Annotated in this window: 16 protein-coding genes and 2 rRNA genes; 15 read left to right on the top strand and 3 right to left on the bottom strand. The window is 64.6% G+C overall.

Features of this window, described 5'->3' with window-relative positions; genetic code table 11:
- Positions 1–65: 65 nt before the first annotated feature.
- Positions 66–1040 (bottom strand): quinone oxidoreductase family protein, encoded by a 975-nt coding sequence (locus AC0VYB_RS11795; protein WP_259788415.1) that lies wholly within the window; start codon positions 1038–1040, stop codon positions 66–68.
- 44 nt (positions 1041–1084) lie between these two features.
- Between AC0VYB_RS11795 and argC the strand changes: the two genes are divergently transcribed.
- The 10 genes from argC to AC0VYB_RS11745 all read left to right on the top strand — a co-directional run bounded on the left by argC (position 1085) and on the right by AC0VYB_RS11745 (position 11296).
- Entirely contained in the window at positions 1085–2194 is a 1110-nt protein-coding gene (gene argC / locus AC0VYB_RS11790; RefSeq protein WP_259788416.1) for an N-acetyl-gamma-glutamyl-phosphate reductase, read from the top strand.
- A complete protein-coding gene (gene argJ, locus AC0VYB_RS11785; RefSeq protein ID WP_475384707.1) occupies positions 2191–3366 on the top strand; it encodes a bifunctional glutamate N-acetyltransferase/amino-acid acetyltransferase ArgJ in 1176 nt (391 codons plus the stop codon). The genes argC and argJ overlap by 4 nt, the downstream gene beginning before the upstream one ends.
- Positions 3363–4358 carry an acetylglutamate kinase gene (gene argB / locus AC0VYB_RS11780; protein WP_259788418.1) on the top strand — a complete coding sequence of 332 codons (996 nt, stop codon included), beginning with the start codon at positions 3363–3365 and terminating at the stop codon, positions 4356–4358. The genes argJ and argB overlap by 4 nt, the downstream gene beginning before the upstream one ends.
- Positions 4351–5553, top strand: a complete 1203-nt coding sequence (locus AC0VYB_RS11775) for an acetylornithine transaminase (RefSeq protein WP_259788419.1) — start codon at positions 4351–4353, stop codon at positions 5551–5553. The genes argB and AC0VYB_RS11775 overlap by 8 nt, the downstream gene beginning before the upstream one ends.
- Before the next feature lie 7 nt (positions 5554–5560).
- Positions 5561–6484, top strand: coding sequence for an ornithine carbamoyltransferase (gene argF / locus AC0VYB_RS11770; protein ID WP_259788420.1), 924 nt, complete (start codon positions 5561–5563; stop codon positions 6482–6484).
- On the top strand, positions 6481–7014 hold the full coding sequence (locus tag AC0VYB_RS11765) for an arginine repressor (protein ID WP_095376892.1): 534 nt from the start codon (positions 6481–6483) through the stop codon (positions 7012–7014). The genes argF and AC0VYB_RS11765 overlap by 4 nt, the downstream gene beginning before the upstream one ends.
- A 236-nt stretch (positions 7015–7250) precedes the next feature.
- Positions 7251–8672, top strand: coding sequence for an argininosuccinate lyase (gene argH, locus AC0VYB_RS11760; protein ID WP_259788422.1), 1422 nt, complete (start codon positions 7251–7253; stop codon positions 8670–8672).
- A 129-nt stretch (positions 8673–8801) separates the two neighbouring features.
- Positions 8802–10088 carry a tyrosine--tRNA ligase gene (gene tyrS / locus AC0VYB_RS11755; RefSeq protein WP_119297174.1) on the top strand — a complete coding sequence of 429 codons (1287 nt, stop codon included), beginning with the start codon at positions 8802–8804 and terminating at the stop codon, positions 10086–10088.
- A 34-nt stretch (positions 10089–10122) separates the two neighbouring features.
- Positions 10123–10752 (top strand): hypothetical protein, encoded by a 630-nt coding sequence (locus tag AC0VYB_RS11750; protein ID WP_119297173.1) that lies wholly within the window; start codon positions 10123–10125, stop codon positions 10750–10752.
- A gap of 142 nt (positions 10753–10894) precedes the next feature.
- On the top strand, positions 10895–11296 hold the full coding sequence (locus AC0VYB_RS11745) for a YccF domain-containing protein (protein WP_009381140.1): 402 nt from the start codon (positions 10895–10897) through the stop codon (positions 11294–11296).
- Positions 11297–11309: 13 nt separating this feature from the next.
- Here AC0VYB_RS11745 and AC0VYB_RS11740 read toward each other — a convergent pair whose 3' ends face one another.
- On the bottom strand, positions 11310–12158 hold the full coding sequence (locus AC0VYB_RS11740) for a formate/nitrite transporter family protein (protein ID WP_119297172.1): 849 nt from the start codon (positions 12156–12158) through the stop codon (positions 11310–11312).
- A gap of 46 nt (positions 12159–12204) precedes the next feature.
- Positions 12205–12954: an IclR family transcriptional regulator gene (locus AC0VYB_RS11735; protein WP_119297171.1), complete on the bottom strand. Its 750-nt coding sequence runs from the start codon at positions 12952–12954 to the stop codon at positions 12205–12207.
- 147 nt (positions 12955–13101) lie between these two features.
- On the opposite strand from AC0VYB_RS11735, the gene AC0VYB_RS11730 reads away from it, so the two are divergent.
- The 5 genes from AC0VYB_RS11730 (at position 13102) to AC0VYB_RS11710 (ending at position 21596) form a co-directional block, all read left to right on the top strand.
- Positions 13102–14457, top strand: a complete 1356-nt coding sequence (locus tag AC0VYB_RS11730) for an RraA family protein (RefSeq protein WP_119297170.1) — start codon at positions 13102–13104, stop codon at positions 14455–14457.
- A gap of 33 nt (positions 14458–14490) precedes the next feature.
- Positions 14491–15843, top strand: a complete 1353-nt coding sequence (locus tag AC0VYB_RS11725; RefSeq protein WP_475384706.1) for a TRAP transporter large permease subunit — start codon at positions 14491–14493, stop codon at positions 15841–15843.
- Position 15844: 1 nt separating this feature from the next.
- The gene (locus tag AC0VYB_RS11720) at positions 15845–16081 is read left to right on the top strand and encodes a hypothetical protein (RefSeq protein WP_009381131.1); all 237 of its coding nucleotides are present in this window, start codon (positions 15845–15847) and stop codon (positions 16079–16081) included.
- A 496-nt stretch (positions 16082–16577) separates the two neighbouring features.
- A 16S ribosomal RNA gene (locus AC0VYB_RS11715) occupies positions 16578–18103 on the top strand.
- 386 nt (positions 18104–18489) lie between these two features.
- Positions 18490–21596: ribosomal RNA gene (locus AC0VYB_RS11710) — 23S ribosomal RNA — on the top strand.
- Together the 16S and 23S rRNA genes form the textbook arrangement of a ribosomal RNA operon.
- Positions 21597–21666 lie beyond the last annotated feature (70 nt).

Raw genomic sequence — 21666 nt, 5'->3', positions numbered from 1 at the left:
TGGTCGACGGTCGACGAGAGGGGATGGTAGGTGTAGTAGGTAGGATGGCGTCAGGCGGGAAGTCATTACACCCTCAGCACAACCTTCCCCGTCGTCTTCCGCCCCTCGAGTGCCCGATGTGCCTCAGCAGCCTTCGCGAGCGGGAACGTTTCCCCAATCCGGAAGTCGAGCCAGCCCTTCTCGACGCCGCTCGAAACCATCGCCCATCGCTTCGCCAGCGCCTCGGGTGTTGCCACCATCCACACGAGCGACGGCCGCGAGAGGAAGATCCCGCCCGAGGAGTTCAGTCGCTGAATGTCGAACGGCGGCACCTGACCCGACGCCCCGCCGAAGAGGACGAGTGACCCGAGCGGTTTGAGCGAGGCGAGCGAGGCATCGAACGTGTCCTTGCCGACCCCGTCATAGGCGGCCTCGACGCCCTCGCCGTCGGTGAGCTCCCGCACCGTCGCCGCGACATCGACGTCCGGACCGTAGAGGAACACCTCGTCGGCGCCGGCCTGGCGGGAGAGCTCCGCCTTCTCCTCGGTGCTCACCGTGGTGATGACGTTGCCGCCCAGGTGCTTGATGATCTGCGTGAGGACGAGCCCGACGCCGCCGGCCCCGGCGTGGACGAGCGCCGTGTCTCCCGGCTTGATCGCATGCGAGGTTGTCGCGAGATACTGCGCGGTGAGCCCCTGCAGCGGCATCGCCGCAGCCACCTCGGCGCTTACACCTTCCGGAACGGTGAGGAGGTTGTCCGCGGACACGACGACCTGCGTCGCATACGACCCCGTCCCCTCATGCCACGCCACCCGATCACCGACGCTGTAGCTCTCGACACCCTCACCCACCTCGGCGATATGACCCGTGCCCTCGACCCCGACGACATGCGGATAGTCCATGGGATAGACCCCGGAACGCCGATACGTATCGATGAAGTTCACGCCCGCCGCCTCGACGTCGACGAGCACCTCACCCGGCCCAGGGTTCGGCGCCTCGATCTCACAGAACTCCAACACCTCGGGTCCGCCGGCCTGCATTGCTCGAACCGCCTGGGTCATCACGCCTCCTGCATATAATTTACTGATGCTGTATGGTTATTCATATGAACGATCTGACGGTCGCCGTCTCCGGCGCCACCGGCTATGCCGGGGGAGAGGTCCTCCGACTGCTGAGCACCCACCCCCACCTCAACGTCACCACCGTGTGCGGACATTCCAGCGTGGGCGAGAAGCTCGGCCGCCACCAGCCCCACCTTCCCCGGTACGCGGACTTCGTCATCGAAGACTCCACCGCCGAGGTGCTCGCCGGCCACGATGTCGTCGTCCTCGCCCTGCCCCACGGCAAGTCCGGGGCGATCGCCCGGGAACTGGCCGAGACCAGCCCCGATACCCTGATCGTAGACCTCGCCGCCGACCACCGGCTCATCAGTCCCGAAGCGTGGGAGGCCTTCTACGGCTCGGCCCACCAGGGCACATGGACCTACGGCCTGCCCGAACTGCTGCTGGCCGACGGAGCGAAGCAGCGCACGCAGCTCACCGACGCCACCCGCATCGCCGTGCCCGGCTGCAACGTCACCGCGGTCACCCTCGGACTCGCCCCACTGCTCGCGACCGGTCTCATCGAACCGAAGGGCCTCAACGCGGTCCTCGCCAATGGCGTCTCCGGCGCCGGCAAGGCGCTCAAGCCCCACCTCATGGCCGCCGAGATCCTCGGCGACGCGTCCCCCTACGGCACCGGCGGCACCCACCGCCACGTCCCCGAGATCGAACAGAACCTCAACGGCGTCCTCGGCGCCGACCCCGCGAACGGTCCCGTCCGCATCTCCTTCACCCCGACACTCGTCCCCATGTCCCGCGGCATCCTCGCCACGATCACCGCCGACCCGGGAAAGAATGCCCCGCGCAGCGCTGACGGCACCGTCGACGCCGACGCGCTCACCGCACAGCTGACCGCCGCGCTGACCGAGACCTACGCCGACGAACCCTTCGTCCGCGTCCTCCCCGAGGGCCAATGGCCGCGCACCTCGGCGACGACCGGATCGAACGTCGCCCAGATCCAGGCCACCTTTGACGCCCGCGCCGAGAAGGTCCTCGTCGTCGTCGCCATCGACAACCTCGTCCGCGGCACCGCCGGCCAAGCCCTCCAATCCATCCACCTCGCCCTCGGTCTCGACGAGACCACGGCGCTGCCGCAGACAGGAGTCGCCCCATGAGCGTGACCGCCCCCCTCGGCTTCACCGCCGCCGGAGTCACTGCCGGCCTCAAACCCAGCGGCAAGAAAGACCTCGCCCTCGTCGTCAACCAGGGGCCTGCCACCGCTGTCGCCGCCGTCTATACGTCGAACCGCTGCAAGGCCAACCCCGTCATCTGGTCCGAACAGGTCTCGGCCACCGGCCACGCCCGCGCCGTCGTCCTCAACTCCGGAGGCGCGAACTGCTACACCGGCGACTTCGGGTTCGCGACCACCCAGCTCACCGCCGAGGAGACCGCAACCCTCCTCACCGACGCCGGCACCCCCACGCAGGCCGACGAGATCCTCATCTGCTCCACCGGGCTCATCGGCGTCGGCGGCGAGGAGTTCCGCTCCGGGATCCTCGACCACCTCCCCGAACTCGTCGCCGCAGCCGAGGACTCCGTCACCGGTGGGGAGAACGCCGCCGAGGCGATCATGACCACCGACACCGTCGCGAAGACCGCGACCCGCGAAGGCGAGGGGTACACGATCGGCGGCATGGCCAAGGGCGCAGGCATGCTCGCCCCGGGCCTGGCGACGATGCTCGTCGTCATCACCACCGACGCACCCCTCGACCAGCCCGTCCTCGACGCCGCCCTGCGGACAGCCACGAACAGCACCTTCGACCGCCTCGACACCGACGGGTGCATGTCGACAAACGACACCGTCATCCTCATGAGCTCCGGTGCCGCGGACGCGACCGTCGACACCACCGAGTTCGAGCACCTCCTCGGCGAGCTCTGCCACGACCTCATGCGCCAACTCCACGTCGACGCCGAAGGCGCCCACCACGACATCGCCATCACCACCCGAGGGGCCGCCACCGAAGCCGACGCGCTCACCGTCTCCCGGTCCGTGGCCCGGTCGAACCTCTTCAAGGCGGCGATCTTCGGCGAGGACCCCAACTGGGGGCGCGTCGTCGCCCAGGTCGGGACCACCTCGGCGGACTTCGATCCCACGACCATCGACGTCACCATCAACGGCACCGAGGTCTGCCGATCCTCGGGACCCTACGCCGACCCCGCCGAAGTCGTCTTCGGCCGCCAGGTCGACGTCGTCATCGACCTCCACGCCGGTAACGCGACCGCGACCATCTGGACCTCGGACCTCACCCACGACTACGTCGAAGAGAACAGCGCCTACTCCACATGAGCACTCAGCCCGACTTCTCCACCAAGTCCACCGCCGCCCGCCTCGCCGCCGCCCAGGTCAAAGCCGAAGCCCTCACCGAGGCGCTGCCGTGGATCAAGACCTTCGCCGGGGCCACGATCGTCATCAAGTACGGCGGCAACGCGATGATCTCCCCGGAACTCCAGCAGTCCTTCGCCGACGACATCGCCTTCCTCCGCTTCGCCGGCATCCGCCCCGTCGTCGTCCACGGCGGGGGACCGCAGATCTCCGCGATGCTCGCCAAGCTCGGCATCGAATCCGAGTTCAAGGCCGGACAGCGAGTGACAAGCGAGGAAGCCGCCGAGGTCATCCGCATGGTCCTCGCCGGCCAGGTCAACCGCGACATCGTCTCCCGCATCAACATGAACGGCAACGCCGCGATCGGGCTCTCCGGTGAGGACGCCGACCTCCTCCTGGCCAACAAGGCCCTCGCCGAGGTGGACGGCCAGTCCGTCGACCTCGGCCGGGTGGGCGAGATCGCCGAGGTCAACACGACCGTCCTCACCGAACTCCTCGACGCCGGCCGGGTGCCCGTCATCTGCTCGATCGCCGCCGAGATCGGGGGAGAGGCCGGCAAACCGCTCAATATCAACGCCGACCTGGCAGCCTCCGCCGTCGCGAAGGCCCTCAAGGCGCAGAAGCTCATCATGCTCACCGACGTCCCCGGCCTCTACGCGAACTGGCCCGACACGTCCTCGCTCATCTCCCGCATCGGACCCGAGCGGCTGCGCGAACTCCTGCCGACCCTCGATTCGGGGATGATCCCGAAGATGACCGCGGCGCTTGAGGCGATCGAGCACGGTGTGCAGCAGGCCCACATCATCGACGGCCGGATGGCGCATTCGCTGCTCCTCGAGGTCTTCACCTCCGAGGGCATCGGGACGATGGTCGAGGACACCGTCGTCGAACCCGCCCCGCTCGGCGACGGGCACCGCGGGCACGCCGAGGACACCGCGGAGGCGAACGATGAGTGAGACGACCTGGCGCGACGATTTCTCCCGCGTCCTCTCACCCGTCTTCGGCGCACCGCAGCTCGAGCTCGTCCGCGGGCAGGGCTCCTACGTCTGGGATGCCGAGGGCAGGCAGTACCTCGATCTCCTCGCCGGCATCGCCGTCAACGCGCTCGGCCACTGCCATCCCGCGTGGGTGAAGGCGGTCACCGAGCAGGCTGCGACGCTCGGCCACATCTCGAACTTCTTCACCTCGCCCCCGCAGATCGCGCTCGCGGAGAAGATCCACGAGATCCTCGACCTGCCGACCGGTTCCGCCGTGTTCCTCTCGAACTCCGGCGCCGAGGCGAACGAAGCCGCCCTGAAGATGGCCCGCCGCGCCGGAGGCGGGGGACGCCCGATCATCATCGCCGTCGACGGCGCCTTCCACGGCCGGACGATGGGCGCGCTCGCGCTCACCGCGAAGGCCGCCTACCGCGAACCTTTCGCCCCCGGCGTGCCCGGCGTCGTCCACGTACCCTTTGGGGACGTCGACGCGCTCGCCGCCGCGGTCAACGACACGACTGCCGCCGTGTTCATCGAACCCATCCAGGGAGAGGTCGGCGTCCGTAAGCACCCACCCGGATACCTCCGCGCCGCCCGGGAGCTCACCTCGGCGGCCGGTGCCCTCCTCGTCCTCGACGAAGTCCAGACGGGCATCGGGCGGACGGGAACCTGGTACGCCCACCAGGACCCCGCTATCGGCGAGGGCGTCGTTCCCGACATCATCACCTCGGCGAAGGGACTCGGCGGGGGCATGCCGATCGGGGCGACGATCACCGTCGGCTCCGAGAACACCGACCTGCTCTCCGCCGGTCAGCACGGGACGACCTTCGGCGGCAACCCGATCGCGTGCGCCGCGGCCCTCGCCGTGCTCACGACGATCGAGACCGAGGGCCTCATCGACCATGCCCGCCGCCTCGGCGAGAAATTGACGACCGAACTCGCGAGCATTCCGGGGATCGCCGAGGTCACCGGGCAGGGACTCCTCCTCGGGCTCGGACTGGCGGGGGAGAACCCCGATGCCAAGGCCGTGGCGAAGCGCGCCCTCGAGGCCGGGTTCATTGTCAACCCCGTCACCCCGGAGCGCCTGCGATTGGCACCGCCGCTGACCATCACTGACGAGGAGATCGCGCCGTTCCTCGCCGCGCTGCCCGACCTCCTCACCACGACTGACTAGGACCACGATGACCCGCCATTTCCTCAAGGACACCGACCTCAGCCCCGCCGAGCTCACCGAGGTCCTCGACCTCGCCGCCGAGCTCAAGGCCGAACCCTACTCGCGGACCCCGCTCGCCGGACCGCAGACGGCCGCGATCATCTTCGACAAGACTTCGACCCGCACCCGGGTCTCCTTCGCCGCGGGAATCGCCGCTCTCGGCGGGCAGCCGCTCATCATCAACCCCGGTGAGGCGCAGCTCGGGCACAAGGAGTCGATCGCCGACACGGCGCAGGTGATGGCGCGGATGGTCTCGGCGATCATCTGGCGCACCTACGCCCAATCCGGGCTCGAGGAGATGGCCGCGCACTCGACGGTGCCCGTCGTCAACGCGCTCTCCGATGACTTCCACCCGTGCCAGATCCTCGCCGACCTCCTCACGATCCGCGAACATCGCGGTGAGCTCAAGGGCCTGACGATGAGTTACTACGGGGACGGGGCGAACAATATGGCGAACTCGTACGCCCTCGGCGGGGTCAACGCCGGCATGCACGTGCGCATCGCCGCCCCCGCCGGCTACCAGCCCGATGAGGCGATCGTCGCCGAGGCGAACGCGCTCGCCCAGGCCACGGGCGGGTCGCTCACGGTCACCGACGATCCGGTCGCCGCCGCGCAGGGCGCTGATGTCCTCGTCACCGACACGTGGGTGTCGATGGGGCAGGATTCCGCCGGGCGTGACGATGAGGATTCCCCGTTCGTCAAGTACCAGGTCACGCAGGAGCTCATGAACGCCGGCAACGACGCGATGTTCCTCCACTGCCTCCCGGCCTACCGGGGCAAGGAGGTCACGGCCGAGGTCATCGACGGCCCCGCCTCGGCGGTCTTCGACGAAGCCGAGAACCGCCTGCACGCGCAGAAGGCCCTGCTCACGTTCCTCCTGGAGTCGCGATGAGCGAGCACAGCGTTCCTCAGGCCGGCGCTGCGCCGCTGACGAAGACGGCCCGGCAGCAGAAGATCATCGATCTCATCACCCGCCGGTCCGTGCACTCGCAGATCGAGCTCGCCGATGAGCTCGCGACGATGGGGATCTCCGTGACCCAGGCGACGCTGTCGCGTGACCTCGCCGAGGTGGGGGCCGTGAAGATCCGGTCGACCTCGGGATCCGTGTACGCCGTTCCCGGTGAGGGCGGTGACCGCAGCCTGCAGCAGTCGACGGGGGACAGTCTCGATGCGAAGCTGCCGCGGCTGCTCGAGGAGCTGCTCGTCTCGGCGGCCGCGCAGGACAGCATGGTCGTGCTGCGGACTCCGCCGGGGGCTGCGCAGTATCTCGCCTCGGCGATCGACCGCTCGTCGATGACGGGGATCTTCGGCACGATCGCCGGCGACGACACGGTTCTCGTCATTGCCGATGCCGCGGTCGGCGGGCAGGCGCTCGCGGAGACGTTCCTCGAGCTGGCCGCCGGCGGGGCCGCGGACGGGTGAGGGTGCGGGCCTCGGTCGGCGGGGTCGGCGCGCGGCCTCGATCCACGCGTACTCTGCGCCGATCCACGCGACGCCGGAATTCCGCTTCGCCCGTGACGCGGAATTTGGGCTTCGCGTGGATCGAGCCGACGAACGCGCCCGGCACCGCCTCGGCGGCGGTGAGACAATGACTGACGATGACCGGTCCCAGGCGGGACGGGGACGAACGGCCGTGACGCGGCACGAAAGGACGACGAGTGAGTGAACGACTGAGCCTGTGGGGTGGACGCTTCTCCGACGGACCGGCCGATGCGCTGGCCGCGCTGAGCAAGTCGACGGACTTCGACTGGCGGCTCGCCCAGTACGACATCGCCGGGTCGAAGGCGCACGCCGCCGTCCTCCACCGGGCGGGTCTGCTCACCGACGATGAGCTCGCGGGGATGCTCTCGGCGCTCGACGAGCTGTCTCGCCGGGTCGAGTCGGGGGAGTACGTCGCCGCCGAGTCCGACGAGGACGTCCATTCTTCGCTCGAGCGCGGGCTCATCGAGATCGCAGGACCCGAGCTCGGCGGGAAGCTGCGGGCAGGGCGGTCGCGCAACGACCAGATTGCGACGATGGGGCGGATGTACCTGCGCGATCACGCGCGTGAGATCGCCGGTCTCGTCCTCGATGCCGTCGACGTCCTCATCGCCCAGGCCGAGGAGCACCCCGAGGCGCCGATGCCCGGGCGCACCCACCTCCAGCACGCGCAGCCGGTGCTGCTCGCCCACCACCTGCTCGCGCATGCGTGGCCGCTGCTGCGCGATGTCGAGCGGCTCGTCGATTTCGACGATCGTGCCGGGGTCTCCGCGTACGGGTCAGGGGCGCTCGCCGGGTCGTCGCTCGGCCTCGATCCGCAGGCCGTGGCGGCCGATCTCGGGTTCGCCGATTCGGTCGAGAACTCGATCGACGGCACCGCCTCGCGTGACGTGTTCGCCGAGTACCTCTTCATCACCGCGATGATCGGCATCGACCTCTCGCGGCTGAGCGAGGAGGTCATCGCATGGGCGACGAAGGAGTTCTCGTTCGTCACGCTCCACGACGCGTACTCGACGGGGTCGTCGATCATGCCGCAGAAGAAGAACCCCGACGTCGCCGAGCTCACCCGCGGCAAGGCCGGCCGCCTCATCGGCGACCTCACCGGACTGCTCGCCACGCTCAAGGCGCTGCCGCTGGCCTACAACCGCGATCTGCAGGAGGACAAAGAGCCGGTCTTCGACGCGACCGACACGCTCGAGCTCCTGCTGCCGGCGTTCACCGGGATGATCGCGACCCTGAAGTTCGACACCGAGCGGATGGCCCACCTCGCCCCGCGCGGCTTCGCGCTCGCCACCGACATCGCCGAATGGCTCGTCCGCCGGGGCGTGCCGTTCCGCGTCGCGCACGAGCTCTCGGGTGCGTGCGTCCAGCTCGCCGAGTCCCGCGACGTCGAACTGTGGGACCTCACCGACGAGGATTACGCCGGGATCTCCGAGCACCTCACCCCCGAGGTGCGGGAAGTGCTCACGACGCTCGGCTCGATCGACTCGCGTGACGCGAAGGGCGGGACAGCGCGGTCAGCCGTGGCCGTCCAGCTCGAGAGCGCCCGCGCCAAGGTGGCCAGGCTGCGGACCTTCGCGGAGTCGCCCCGGAGCGTGTGACGGGAACGTCCGACCACCTCGGCGGGGAAGGACTCACCCCGGACCGCAACGGTCACGGTCTCACGTACGCCGTAGAATTGGGAGGGCCGGTTCGATGCCGGCAGTCCACACAGTTTCGAAAGGACCGAAGTGACCGACGTATTCAGTGACCTCAAAGCCCGCGGGCTCGTGGCGGTGTCGACCGACGAGACCGCGCTCCAGACAGCTCTGGACGAGGAGTCGCTGACCTATTACGTCGGGTTCGATCCGACCGCGCCGAGCCTGCACATGGGCAACCTCGTCCAGCTCATCACAGCCTCCCGCCTCCAGCAGGCCGGGCACAGTCCGCTTGCGCTCGTCGGCGGGGCCACCGGACTCATCGGCGATCCGCGGATGTCGGGGGAGCGCACGCTCAACCCGCGCGAGATCGTCGAGGAATGGGTCGGCAAGATCCGTGCCCAAGTCGAACGCTTCCTCGACTTCACCGGACCGAACGCGGCCCAGGTCGTCAACAACTACGACTGGACGTCGGAGATCTCGGCGATCGACTTCCTCCGCGACATCGGCAAGCACTTCCCGGTCAACCGGATGCTCGCGAAGGAGTCCGTGTCCGCGCGCCTGAAGAACGAGTCCGGCCTGTCCTTCACCGAGTTCTCCTACCAGGTGCTTCAGGGCAACGACTACCTCGAGCTCTACCGCCGCTACGGCTGCACCCTGCAGACCGGCGGATCCGACCAGTGGGGCAACCTCACCTCGGGCGTCGACCTCATCCGCCGCGTCGAGGCGACCAGCGTCCACGCGATGGCGACCCCGCTCATCACGAAGGCCGACGGCACGAAGTTCGGCAAGACCGAGTCGGGCACCGTCTGGCTCGACGCTTCGCTGACCAGCCCGTACGCGTTCAGCCAGTTCTGGCTCAACGCCGACGACCGCGACGTCATGAAGTACCTCAAGGTCTTCTCGTTCCGTCCGCTCGAGGAGCTCGAGGCCATCGGGGCCGAGTTCGAAGCTGCCCCGCACACCCGACTGGCGCAGAAGGTCCTCGCCGAGGATGTCACCACCCTCGTCCACGGACGTGAGCAGTACGATCAGGCGATCGCCGCGGCTGCCGCGCTCTTCGGCGGCGGTGAGCTGACGTCCCTCGACCCGGCGACCCTCGGTGCCGCGACCGCCGAGTTGCCGCGCGGCGAGGTCCCTGCGGCATCGCTCGGTGCAGGCGTGCCCGTCGCCGACGCCTTCGTCACCGCGGGCATCGTCAAGTCCAAGGGCGAAGCCCGCCGGGCGATCAAGGACGGCGGCGCCTACGTCAACAACGTCAAGGTGTCCGGCGAGGATCAGACGCTCACCGCCGACGACGTCCTCGACACCGCCGGCGGGGGAGTCGTCCTCCTGCGCCGCGGCAAGAAGACCCTCGGAGCGGTCGACATCGTCGGCTGAGACCGGAATCGATGAGCCTGGATCGGATGAGCCGATGAGCAGCGACGACGCCGTGCAGCGGGATGCCTCGCCGCGCGGCGTCGGTCGTCCTCCGGGCGCGGATGGGCGAGATCTGACTGCCGAGGTCAACCGCCTTCACTACCGGGTGCTCCGCCTCGAACGGGCCCTGATCTCCCTGTGCTGCCTCGGTGCTGCCGCTCTGCTCGTGCTCGGGACCTTCCTTCCGATGTTCACGGAAACCACCGCCGAGGATGCTGATGAGCCGTTCTCGGTGGCCACGATCGCGGGCGCCGGGCTGTCGAACTCCGGAGCGGAGGTCCTGCTCGGAGAGGACTCGGGCTCGTCGGACTCCCCGGCGCTTCTCATCGCCTTCCTGGTGGGCTTCATCGGACTGGCGATCATCGTGGCGATGCTCGTCCTCGTCGTGCTGCCGATCGTCGCCGCGGGGCTGATGACCGGCGGCCGGCGCAGATTCTCGCGGATCGTCGCTGTTCTCGGGCTGGTGGGCTCACTCGTCCCGGTGCTCCTCTCGCTCATCGCCGTCGGGCCCGACGAGTCCGATGCCGGGTGGGGCGGAGCAGTGCTGTTGGCAGGCATGATCGCCTCCCTGGTACTCGTATTCGCCTCGGGGCGTGAGGAAGCTGAGCGTCTCAGCTCGTGGTGAAAGGGCTGCGTCGGCCAAAGGTGTGAGGCGGAACCAGACCTCCGCGTAGGGATCTCCCCAGGCAGAAATGCAGACAACCGCAGTTGCCGACCCGGGTCATGGTGGACGACGATGGAACTCCACGACGAAAGAGGAGCACACCGTGAAGACCCTGCTCAACCTCATCTGGCTGATCTTCTCCGGCCTGTGGCTGGCCATCGGCTACTACATCGCCGGCATCATCTGCTGCATCCTCATCGTCACCATCCCGTGGGGAATCGCCTCGTTCCGCATCGGCAACTACGCGCTCTGGCCCTTCGGCCGTGAGGTCGTCGACACCGGGACCGCCGGGATCGGTGCGACGATCGGCAACATCATCTGGCTCGTCGTCGCCGGCATCTGGCTCGCGATCGGACACGTCATCACGTCGATCCCGCTGTTCGTCTCGATCATCGGCATCCCGCTCGGATGGGCGAACATCAAACTCATCCCCGTCTCGCTCATGCCACTGGGCAAGCAGATCGTCGACAGCGACGCCGTGCTGCCCAGGTACCACCAGCGGTGACGCGAACCGGACCTCAGTCCTGAGACGCCTGCGCCTGCAGCTCCTCGAGCGAGATCTCACCCCGACGCACCGCTTTGAGCACCCGATAGGTCCGAATGACCCGCGGGAGTGCGATGACGAGCAGTCCGCCGAGCATGTTGAAGATGATGACGATGACGAACCACTGGAGGAACTGCAGGATTGAGATGTCGGCGCCGGCGAACATAGCCGCGAAGATCATGATCGCGTTGATCGCCCCGTGGAGCATGCTGAACCCGATGACGAGCAGTCCGGTGACCATGCAGACGATCGCGGTGACCACCTGATTCGTCGCCCCCTGCTGCATGCGCGTGGCCAGGGTGATCGTCGCTCCCGCGAGAAGGGAGAGCCCGATCATCACCGCGAGTGAGGGCTGATCGATGTAGCCGAGGGCCGTGTCGACGAGCACCGCGTGATAGTCGGGCAGGCCGAGGACGATGAGCCAGGCGAACGCCGCCCCGCCCACCAGGTTCGTCGCCAGGCTGATCACCCACAGGCGCACCAGCTGAAGCCAGTTCGCCTCTCCTGCGAGGACGGCATTGAGCGGCAGGAGGAACTCTTCGGTGAACAGCTCGGAATGAGCGAGTTTGAGCGCCAGCAGACCGATGCCGAAGGCCATGCCGGCGAGGATATCCGACCCTGTGGCCTGTTTGACGAGGATCATCGCCAGGATCCCCAGGCCGACGTCGATTCCACCGAAGAGACCAGTGACGATGAGTTCGGGCAGCTTCCGATTGAGACGCGCGGCTCCCTCGGTGACGGTTGCAGACGCCTCCTGGACGAGACCGTCTTCGAGGTCGAGATCGTTCTGGCCGAGACGTTCGCGCTGTTCCTTCTGGGTCATGGACCCAGTCTACGATCCGCGCATGCCGCCTTGTCGGATTAAGACGTCACATCTGGGCGGTGATCCGCCGGCTCGCCTGGAGAAGCGTCGAGGTGTGCCTCTCGAGCTCCTTCCTGGTCGTGTCCCCGGTGTTCGCGACGAGATTGATCGTGCCCAACAGGCTGTCGTCCGGTGACCAGATGGGCACGGTCGTGCTCAGGCTGTCCTTGCTCCGCTCCGCCTCGGCGAGGAAATAGCCGGTCTCGCGGATCTGCTCGAGATCGTTCCGCAGCTCCTCGAGGTTCTGCAGGCGACCGCTCGAGAGCGCCACAGGCTCGTAGTCGGCGAGCAGGCGCTCCCGATCCTCTTCCTCGGCGTGTGCCAGCAAGACCTTTCCGCCGCCGACGAAGAGGCCGAGCACCTGCCCGACCGGGAACTGGTAGCTCAGGGGGTTGGGGGCCTCGAACCGGGAGACGAGCACGCGGCGATCCGCCACCCGGACGAACACCGATGACGTCAGAGAGGTGTGGTCCGTCAGTGCTGAGAGCACGCTCGGCGCGACCAGGGCGAGCCGATCCTGGAGGACGAACGAGTGCGACATCGGCAGCACCTGGGGACCGAGCGTGTAGCCGCGCGGGGTGCTCTTGAGGTAATCGCGCTTGACCAGCTGGCCGATGAGGCGCTGCGTCGTCGCGAGATGCAGTCCCGTTGCGCGTGAGATCTCGGTCAGGGTCACCGGTTCGTGGGTGCTCGTCACGCACTCGAGGACATCGAGGGCTCGATCGAGCGTCCGCCCCTGGTTGTTCGTCGTTGCCACCGAATGTCCTCCTGAAATCGCCGACGGACCCATCTTCGCAGAGCGAATCGTCGCTGCAGCCCTTGACTTGACGCAGCGGCTGGATCACACTGATCACCACCTACTACACAATGATAGAAACTATCACAGAATGATAGGAGCGCGAAGATGCGTGTTGCAGTACTCGGTCTCGGTGAAGCCGGATCGCTCTATTCGGCGGCCTTCGTCGAGGCCGGATGTGAAGTCGTCGGGTTCGATCCGCGCCCGATCGATCCTCCCAGCGGGGTGTCGATGGCCGGCAGCATCGCCGAGGCGGTGGCCGGCGCTGATCTCGTCCTCGGTCTGACGACGGCAGGTCCGTCGGTCGCGGTGGCCGAGGAGGCGTCGGAAGCACTGCAGGACGGCGCGCTCTTCCTCGACCTCAACGCCGCGTCGCCCACACGCAAACAGGAGGTCGCCGAGGCGCTCGGCCCGCGAGCGAAGGTCGTCGACGGTGCGGTCATCGGCTCCGTACCGCGCTACGGTGCCAGAGTCCGCGTACTCCTCTCCGGGGCTCACTCCGAGGAGGCCGCCGAGCTTCTGCGGATCGTCGGAGCCGACGCCGAACCCATCCAGGGACGCATCGGTGACGCCTCCCAGCGGAAGCTGCTCCGCAGCGTTTTCATGAAGGGTCTCGGCGCCCTCATCACCGAATCGATGCGGGCAGGAGAGGAGTCCGGGGAGGTCGACTGGATGCGTGCCCAGATCGCAGGGGAACTCGCCGATGGGGAGGCCACGCTCGATCGGCTTCTCACCGGCACCCGGACGCACGCCCTCCGGCGCGCAGCCGAGCTCGGCGACAGCATCGACCTCCTGGCCGAACACGCACACCCCTGGCCGATGAGCGAGGCTGCCCGTTCCGTCCATCTCGGGGTGGCGCGAGCACAGGGTTCGAACCTTGCCGCCGAACTCGCAGCGCTTCCGACGTCCGCCCTCGGCGACGGTGGCGATCGCCTCGGATTCCTCGACTCGGGCATCAAACCCATGTGGGACAGTGCCCCCATCGCCGGACGGGCCTTCACCGTCCTCACACGTCCGGGAGACAATCAAGCCATCCATCGCGCGCTTCCGCTCACCCGCCCGGGCGACATCCTCGTCATCGCCGGCGGCGGTGAGACCGACCGGGCGCTCATCGGAGAACTGATCGCTGAACGGGCTCAGATTCGGGGGATCGCAGGAATGGTCATCGACGGCGCCATCCGCGACGCGGCGGAGATCGCACAGCTCGGCTTCCCCGTGTGGGCGAGAGCCGTCTCACCGGCGGGCCCGTACAAATCGGGACCCGGGCGCCTCCGCGAGACGATCTCCGTCGCCGGAGCGGTCTGCCACCACGGCGACTACATCGTCGCCGATGCCGATGGAGTCCTCGTCGTCCCCGCGACCTCAGCCGAACAGGCGGTCGCAGCGGGCAGAGCGGTGATCGCCGACGAACAGCGACGTCAGAAGGAGATCCGCGCGACGGCTGCGAGCAGCACCCAGTCCTAGGACCCACCACCGATCAGAAAGGGGAGGACAACGATGCCTCTCGCCCTTATCGCCCTGGCAGTCTTCATCGCGGTCATCGTGATCTGGAATGTCGTCATCAAACGGAATATGGCCGAGGCGATGCTGCTCGGCTTCATCGTCACACTGCTCTTCGCGGGTGCCAACGCCCCACAGTTCGCCGCCGACGCCTTCGTCGAAGCCTCCGAGAACGAAGTGCTCTACGCCGCGGTCGCGTTCGTGTTCATGACCTACTTCGTCGAACGGACCGGTGTGATGAACAAGCTCATCACGATCCTCTCCTCTCTGCTCGGGCGTCTGCCCGGCGGGCCGGCCTATGTCGACACCGTCGCCTCGGCGGCCATGGGAGCACTGGCCGGGGGATCGAACACAGGCAACGCCGCCGCATCCGGGTCGATCACCGGCCCGTGGATGGTCCGCACCGGCTGGAAACGCGAACGCGCCGCCACCGTCATCGCCGGCAACGCGGGCCTCGGCGCGGCACTTCCGCCGAGTGCGTCGATGATCATCATGATCGGGTTCGCCGGAACCCTGGTGACGACGTCACAGGTGTATCTGGCGCTGCTCGTCGCGGGCTCGTACCAGGTGCTCCTGCGCATCGGGCTGACCGCCTGGTTCGTCCACCGCGACGGGATCAGGCCGGAGACGGGAGCCGACCATGTCCCTCTGCGGACATCGCTGCACCTCGGCTGGACGTCAGTGCTCGTCTTCCTCGGCGCGATCATTCCGATCCTCATCACCGTCGAACCTCTCGCGGACTTCCTCTCATCGATCGCCACGATCGGGGAGTCGCTGGGCAACATCTCACTGATCATGTGGATCCCGATCCTCATCATCGCCATCAGCGCGATCGTCGCCCGGAAGGAGCTCCCGAAGAGCGCTCGGCAATGGTGGGAGTTCCTCGCCGGTTCCGTCCCCCGCTTCTACACCATCGGCGCGATCCTCTTCTTCGCGATCATGGCCTCCGAGGTGCTGGCCTCACTGGGCCTCGACACCGATGTCACTTCGCTCCTGGAGACACTCGATCTGCCTCTCTGGCTGCTGGTCACGCTCATCGGCGTCCTCGTGGTCGTCGTCGCCGGTCCGCTCTCGTCGACAGCGACCCTGAGCGCGGTCGGGCAGGTGGCGCTATTCTCGATGGTCGCGGCGGGCATCGACCCTTTGCTCGCCGTCGTCGCGATCCTCGTCTTCGCCTCGACGGAAGGCGCCTCACCGCCGGCCTCGGGATCGATCTTCGTCGCCTCAGGCCTCACCGAGGCGCAGCCGGAGAAGACATTCATCCCCCTGGTCATCTACTACGTCGTACCCATCTTCATCCTCGGCGTGCTCATCGCGCTGAGCATCGTCCCTGTTCCCCTGGGAGGCTGACATGAGAAACGCACTGAACACCATCCTGCTCCCGCTCTTCACCATGGCCATGGCGATCTTCCTCGTCCTTGCCTTCACCATCGTCATCACCCAGCTCGTCGGTCTCGTCTTCGCTCAGGGGGCGTGGATCGACACCGCCTATGAGGCGTTGGCGCGACCGAGCATCATCGCCGCCATCGTCGTCAGCCTCCTCGGCTACGCCTATTACACGACCACCGGCGCCGAGGCGGACGACTGATGTCCTGTCAGCGGGCCGGGTGCGGGGATCCTCCCGCAACCGGCCCTCGGGGCGCCCTCGTGAAGAGCCGATTTCCCGCTTGACTACAGCGGTGACGGTTGTCACAGCCGAAGTTTCGGTTTTCGGGTTGCGTGGGGGTGTTCTGGTGGTCTAGAGTTATATCTCGTTCGCCTCACCGGGAACACCACAACAACGCGGTGTTTCCACCGGGTGTCACCAGCGCAAACACAAGTTTGGCCAGGACAGTCCGGGTGTGTGGATCGGGCGGACGCAATCCTGTGGATGCCCCCAGCGAGCACGCGAATATTCGTGTGTGGTGTGGGTGTGTGTTTGTGGTTTGAGAATCCAATAGCGTGTTTGTTTGAACAATGTGATGCCAGAAATTTTTTCTGGTAAGACAACCAAAATCCATGGACTGTTTCGGTTCATGGTGGGGTCACCGTCCACCCCCGTGGATGGGTGACTGTCTTGCCGGGATCACTGAAGTAAGAAGTTTTTTATGGAGAGTTTGATCCTGGCTCAGGACGAACGCTGGCTGCGTGCTTAACACATGCAAGTCGAACGCTGAAGCCTGGTGCTTGCACCGGGTGGATGAGTGGCGAACGGGTGAGTAACACGTGAGTAACCTGCCCCTGACTTCGGGATAAGCCCGGGAAACTGGGTCTAATACCGGATACGACCGTCGGACGCATGTCTGGTGGTGGAAAGTTTTTTCGGTTGGGGATGGGCTCGCGGCCTATCAGTTTGTTGGTGAGGTAATGGCTCACCAAGACGACGACGGGTAGCCGGCCTGAGAGGGCGACCGGCCACACTGGGACTGAGACACGGCCCAGACTCCTACGGGAGGCAGCAGTGGGGAATATTGCACAATGGGGGAAACCCTGATGCAGCGACGCAGCGTGCGGGATGACGGCCTTCGGGTTGTAAACCGCTTTCAGCAGGGAAGAAGCGCAAGTGACGGTACCTGCAGAAGAAGTACCGGCTAACTACGTGCCAGCAGCCGCGGTAATACGTAGGGTACGAGCGTTGTCCGGAATTATTGGGCGTAAAGAGCTCGTAGGTGGTTGGTCACGTCTGCTGTGGAAACGCAACGCTTAACGTTGCGCGTGCAGTGGGTACGGGCTGACTAGAGTGCAGTAGGGGAGTCTGGAATTCCTGGTGTAGCGGTGAAATGCGCAGATATCAGGAGGAACACCGGTGGCGAAGGCGGGACTCTGGGCTGTAACTGACACTGAGGAGCGAAAGCATGGGGAGCGAACAGGATTAGATACCCTGGTAGTCCATGCCGTAAACGTTGGGCACTAGGTGTGGGGGGCATTCCACGTTCTCCGCGCCGTAGCTAACGCATTAAGTGCCCCGCCTGGGGAGTACGGTCGCAAGGCTAAAACTCAAAGGAATTGACGGGGGCCCGCACAAGCGGCGGAGCATGCGGATTAATTCGATGCAACGCGAAGAACCTTACCAAGGCTTGACATACACCGGACCGTCCTGGAAACAGGTCCTCTTCTTTGAAGCTGGTGTACAGGTGGTGCATGGTTGTCGTCAGCTCGTGTCGTGAGATGTTGGGTTAAGTCCCGCAACGAGCGCAACCCTCGTTCTATGTTGCCAGCACGTGATGGTGGGAACTCATAGGAGACTGCCGGGGTCAACTCGGAGGAAGGTGGGGATGACGTCAAATCATCATGCCCTTTATGTCTTGGGCTTCACGCATGCTACAATGGCTGGTACAGAGAGAGGCGAACCCGTGAGGGCAAGCGAATCCCTTAAAGCCAGTCTCAGTTCGGATCGTAGTCTGCAATTCGACTACGTGAAGTCGGAGTCGCTAGTAATCGCAGATCAGCAACGCTGCGGTGAATACGTTCCCGGGCCTTGTACACACCGCCCGTCAAGTCACGAAAGTCGGTAACACCCGAAGCCGGTGGCCTAACCGTAAGGAGGGGGCCGTCTAAGGTGGGACTGGTGATTGGGACTAAGTCGTAACAAGGTAGCCGTACCGGAAGGTGCGGCTGGATCACCTCCTTTCTAAGGAGCACACCAGTATGGTGCCCACCAACAGAACCCATGTGTGGTTCGGGTGGGTTGCTCAAGGGTGGAACATCACATACTTCGCTCGCCCAACCAGCCGGGCTGGGGTCAATGCCCCGGGCACGGTGGGTGGGTGGTCGGATAGAACAGACACGCTGTTGGGTCCTGGAACCACAAGTGGTTTCACCAGGCACCGACCCAACCCAGAGGCAGCAGCAGTGCTGGTGCTGGCTGGGGTGGTGATTGGTAGTGGTTTGAGAATCGTATAGTGGACGCGAGCATCAAGCACCAGCCTTTGTGCTGGTGTGTAGTGTGATTTTCTTTGAGTCAAAAAATCTTAGTGTGATATTTTCGCGCACACTGATACCAACCTCTAGGGGTGGGTGTGAGTGTGTAAGAGCGCATGGTGGATGCCTTGGCATCAGGAGCCGATGAAGGACGTGGAAATCTGCGATAAGCCTCGGGGAGCCGATAAACGGGCTGTGATCCGAGGATGTCCGAATGGGGGAACCCCGCCGCATGCGAGTGCGGTGACCCGCACCTGAATATATAGGGTGTGTGGAGGGAACGCGGGGAAGTGAAACATCTCAGTACCCGTAGGAAGAGAAAATAAGAATGATTCCGGGAGTAGTGGCGAGCGAAACTGGATGAGCCTAAACCGTGTGCGTGTCAAGCGTGCTGGTGTTGCGTACATGGTGTTGTGGGGTGTGTGTGTTCGGTTCAGCATGACCGAGACGCTGATGAGTGCTTACGTGTAGTCGAAGCTGGTGGGAAACAGTACCGGAGTGGGTGAGAGTCCCGTAGACGAAACGCGTGGCCCCAGTGTTACACACTCTCCCGAGTAGCACGGAACTCGTGGAATTCCGTGTGAATCTGCCAGGACCACCTGGTAAGGCTAAATACTTCCTGATGACCGATAGCGGATCAGTACCGTGAGGGAATGGTGAAAAGTACCCCGGGAGGGGAGTGAAAGAGTACCTGAAACCATGTGCTTACAATCCGTCAGAGCACCCGTGTTGGTGTGATGGCGTGCCTTTTGAAGAATGAGCCTGCGAGTTAGCGGTGCGTGGCGAGGTTAACCCGTGTGGGGTAGCCGTAGCGAAAGCGAGTCCGAATAGGGCGGTCCAGTCGCGTGTCCTAGACCCGAAGCGGAGTGATCTAGCCATGGGCAGGGTGAAGCAGCAGTAAGATGTTGTGGAGGCCCGCACCCACTTCAGTTGAAAATGGAGGGGATGACCTGTGGTTAGGGGTGAAAGGCCAATCAAACTCTGTGATAGCTGGTTCTCCCCGAAATGCATTTAGGTGCAGCGTTGCGTGGTTCTTGCCGGAGGTAGAGCTACTGGATGGCTGATGGGCCCCACCGGGTTACTGACGTCAACTAAACTCCGAATGCCGGTAAGGTTCAGCGTGGCAGTGAGACAGTGGGGGATAAGCTTCATTGTCGAGAGGGAAACAGCCCAGACCATCAACTAAGGCCCCTAAGCGTGTGCTGAGTGGGAAAGGATGTTCAGTTGCGAAGACAACCAGGAGGTTGGCTTAGAAGCAGCCACCCTTGAAAGAGTGCGTAATAGCTCACTGGTCAAGTGATTGAGCGCCGATAATGTAGCGGGGCTAAGTACACCGCCGAAGTTGTGGCAGCATCACGATACTGTAATGGTGTGGTGTTGGGTAGGGGAGCGTCGTGTCGCCAGTGAAGTCGCCGTGTGAACGAGTGGTGGAGGCGTCACGAGTGAGAATGCAGGCATGAGTAGCGAAAGACGGGTGAGAAACCCGTCCACCGGATGACCAAGGGTTCCAGGGCTAGGCTAATCCGCCCTGGGTAAGTCGGGACCTAAGGCGAGGCCGACAGGCGTAGTCGATGGACAACCAGTTGATATTCTGGTACCGACACACAACCGACAATACCAAAACACATGACACTAACTCATCGCTCACCCCTGAGTACTTCGGTACTTGGTTTGGGTGGACCGGTGAGGACCTGAGTGTGGAGTCGGTAAGCGTGAGGTGTGACGCAGAAAGGTAGCCAGGCCACGCGATGGTAGTCGTGGTCTAAGGTCGTAGCATGTGGGGGTAGGCAAATCCGTCCCCACACAAGTGTGAGAGCTGATGGGCGCCCCACAGTGGTGGGGTGATCTGGTGATCCTCTGCTGCCGAGAAAAGCATCGACGTGAGGGTGTGTGTTGCCCGTACCCTATAACCGACACAGGTGGTCAGGTAGAGAATACTAAGGTGATCGAGAGAATCGTGGTTAAGGAACTCGGCAAAATGCCCCCGTAACTTCGGGAGAAGGGGGGCCATCCTGGTGAACAGCCCTTGCGGTTGGGAGCTGGTGGTGGTCGCAGAGGCCAGAGAGAAGCGACTGTTTATTAAAAACACAGGTCCGTGCGAAGATGTAAGTCGATGTATACGGACTGACGCCTGCCCGGTGCTGGAAGGTTAAGAGGACCCGTTAACCCTTTGGGGTGAAGCGGAGAATTTAAGCCCCAGTAAACGGCGGTGGTAACTATAACCATCCTAAGGTAGCGAAATTCCTTGTCGGGTAAGTTCCGACCTGCACGAATGGCGTAACGACTTCTCTGCTGTCTCAACCACGAACTCGGCGAAATTGCATTACGAGTAAAGATGCTCGTTACGCGCAGCAGGACGGAAAGACCCCGAGACCTTCACTATAGTTTGGTATTGGGCTTCGGTGTGGTTTGTGTAGGATAGGTGGGAGATGTTGAAGCCTGGTCGCCAGATCGGGTGGAGTCGGCAAGTGAAATACCACTCTGACCATTCTGGATTCCTTAACTTCGGACCCTGATCGGGTTCAGGGACAGTGCCTGATGGGTAGTTTAACTGGGGCGGTTGCCTCCTAAAGAGTAACGGAGGCGCCCAAAGGTTCCCTCAGCCTGGTTGGCAATCAGGTGTCGAGTGTAAGTGCACAAGGGAGCTTGACTGTGAGACGGACGTGTCGAGCAGGAGCGAAAGCTGGGACTAGTGACCCGGCCATGGCTTGTGGAAGCGTGGTCGCTCAACGGATAAAAGGTACCTCGGGGATAACAGGCTGATCTTGCCCAAGAGTCCATATCGACGGCATGGTTTGGCACCTCGATGTCGGCTCGTCGCATCCTGGGGCTGGAGTCGGTCCCAAGGGTTGGGCTGTTCGCCCATTAAAGCGGTACGCGAGCTGGGTTTAGAACGTCGTGAGACAGTTCGGTCCCTATCCGCTGCGTGCGTAGGAAATTTGTGGAGGGCTGTCCTTAGTACGAGAGGACCGGGACGGACGAACCTCTGGTGTGCCAGTTGTACCGCCAGGTGCATGGCTGGTTGGCTACGTTCGGGAAGGATAACCGCTGAAAGCATCTAAGCGGGAAGCCTGCTCCGAGATGAGATTTCCATCCCTTTGTGGGGGGGAGGTGCCCAGGAGAACACTGGGTTGATAGGCCGGGTATGGAAGCACTGTGAGGTGTGGAGTTGACTGGTACTAATACGCCGATCACTCACACAACCCAAGAGGGTTGGTGTGTGCGTGAAAAGCATTAACGATTTTTTGACGAGATGACACGATGGTGTTCGCG

The organism is Brevibacterium sp. Z349TD_9, from assembly GCF_056173565.1.
Note: the sequence above shows the minus strand (reverse complement) of the source record. Positions and strands in the feature narration are given on the sequence as shown.

Coding starts and splice junctions, on each gene's coding strand:
- AC0VYB_RS11795 (WP_259788415.1), bottom strand. CDS start 1,040: ATGACCCAGGCGGTTCGAGCAATGCAGGCCGGCGGACCCGAGGTGTTG.
- argC (WP_259788416.1), top strand. CDS start 1,085: ATGAACGATCTGACGGTCGCCGTCTCCGGCGCCACCGGCTATGCCGGG.
- argJ (WP_475384707.1), top strand. CDS start 2,191: ATGAGCGTGACCGCCCCCCTCGGCTTCACCGCCGCCGGAGTCACTGCC.
- argB (WP_259788418.1), top strand. CDS start 3,363: ATGAGCACTCAGCCCGACTTCTCCACCAAGTCCACCGCCGCCCGCCTC.
- AC0VYB_RS11775 (WP_259788419.1), top strand. CDS start 4,351: ATGAGTGAGACGACCTGGCGCGACGATTTCTCCCGCGTCCTCTCACCC.
- argF (WP_259788420.1), top strand. CDS start 5,561: ATGACCCGCCATTTCCTCAAGGACACCGACCTCAGCCCCGCCGAGCTC.
- AC0VYB_RS11765 (WP_095376892.1), top strand. CDS start 6,481: ATGAGCGAGCACAGCGTTCCTCAGGCCGGCGCTGCGCCGCTGACGAAG.
- AC0VYB_RS11750 (WP_119297173.1), top strand. CDS start 10,123: ATGAGCAGCGACGACGCCGTGCAGCGGGATGCCTCGCCGCGCGGCGTC.
- AC0VYB_RS11740 (WP_119297172.1), bottom strand. CDS start 12,158: ATGACCCAGAAGGAACAGCGCGAACGTCTCGGCCAGAACGATCTCGAC.
- AC0VYB_RS11730 (WP_119297170.1), top strand. CDS start 13,102: ATGCGTGTTGCAGTACTCGGTCTCGGTGAAGCCGGATCGCTCTATTCG.
- AC0VYB_RS11725 (WP_475384706.1), top strand. CDS start 14,491: ATGCCTCTCGCCCTTATCGCCCTGGCAGTCTTCATCGCGGTCATCGTG.
- AC0VYB_RS11720 (WP_009381131.1), top strand. CDS start 15,845: ATGAGAAACGCACTGAACACCATCCTGCTCCCGCTCTTCACCATGGCC.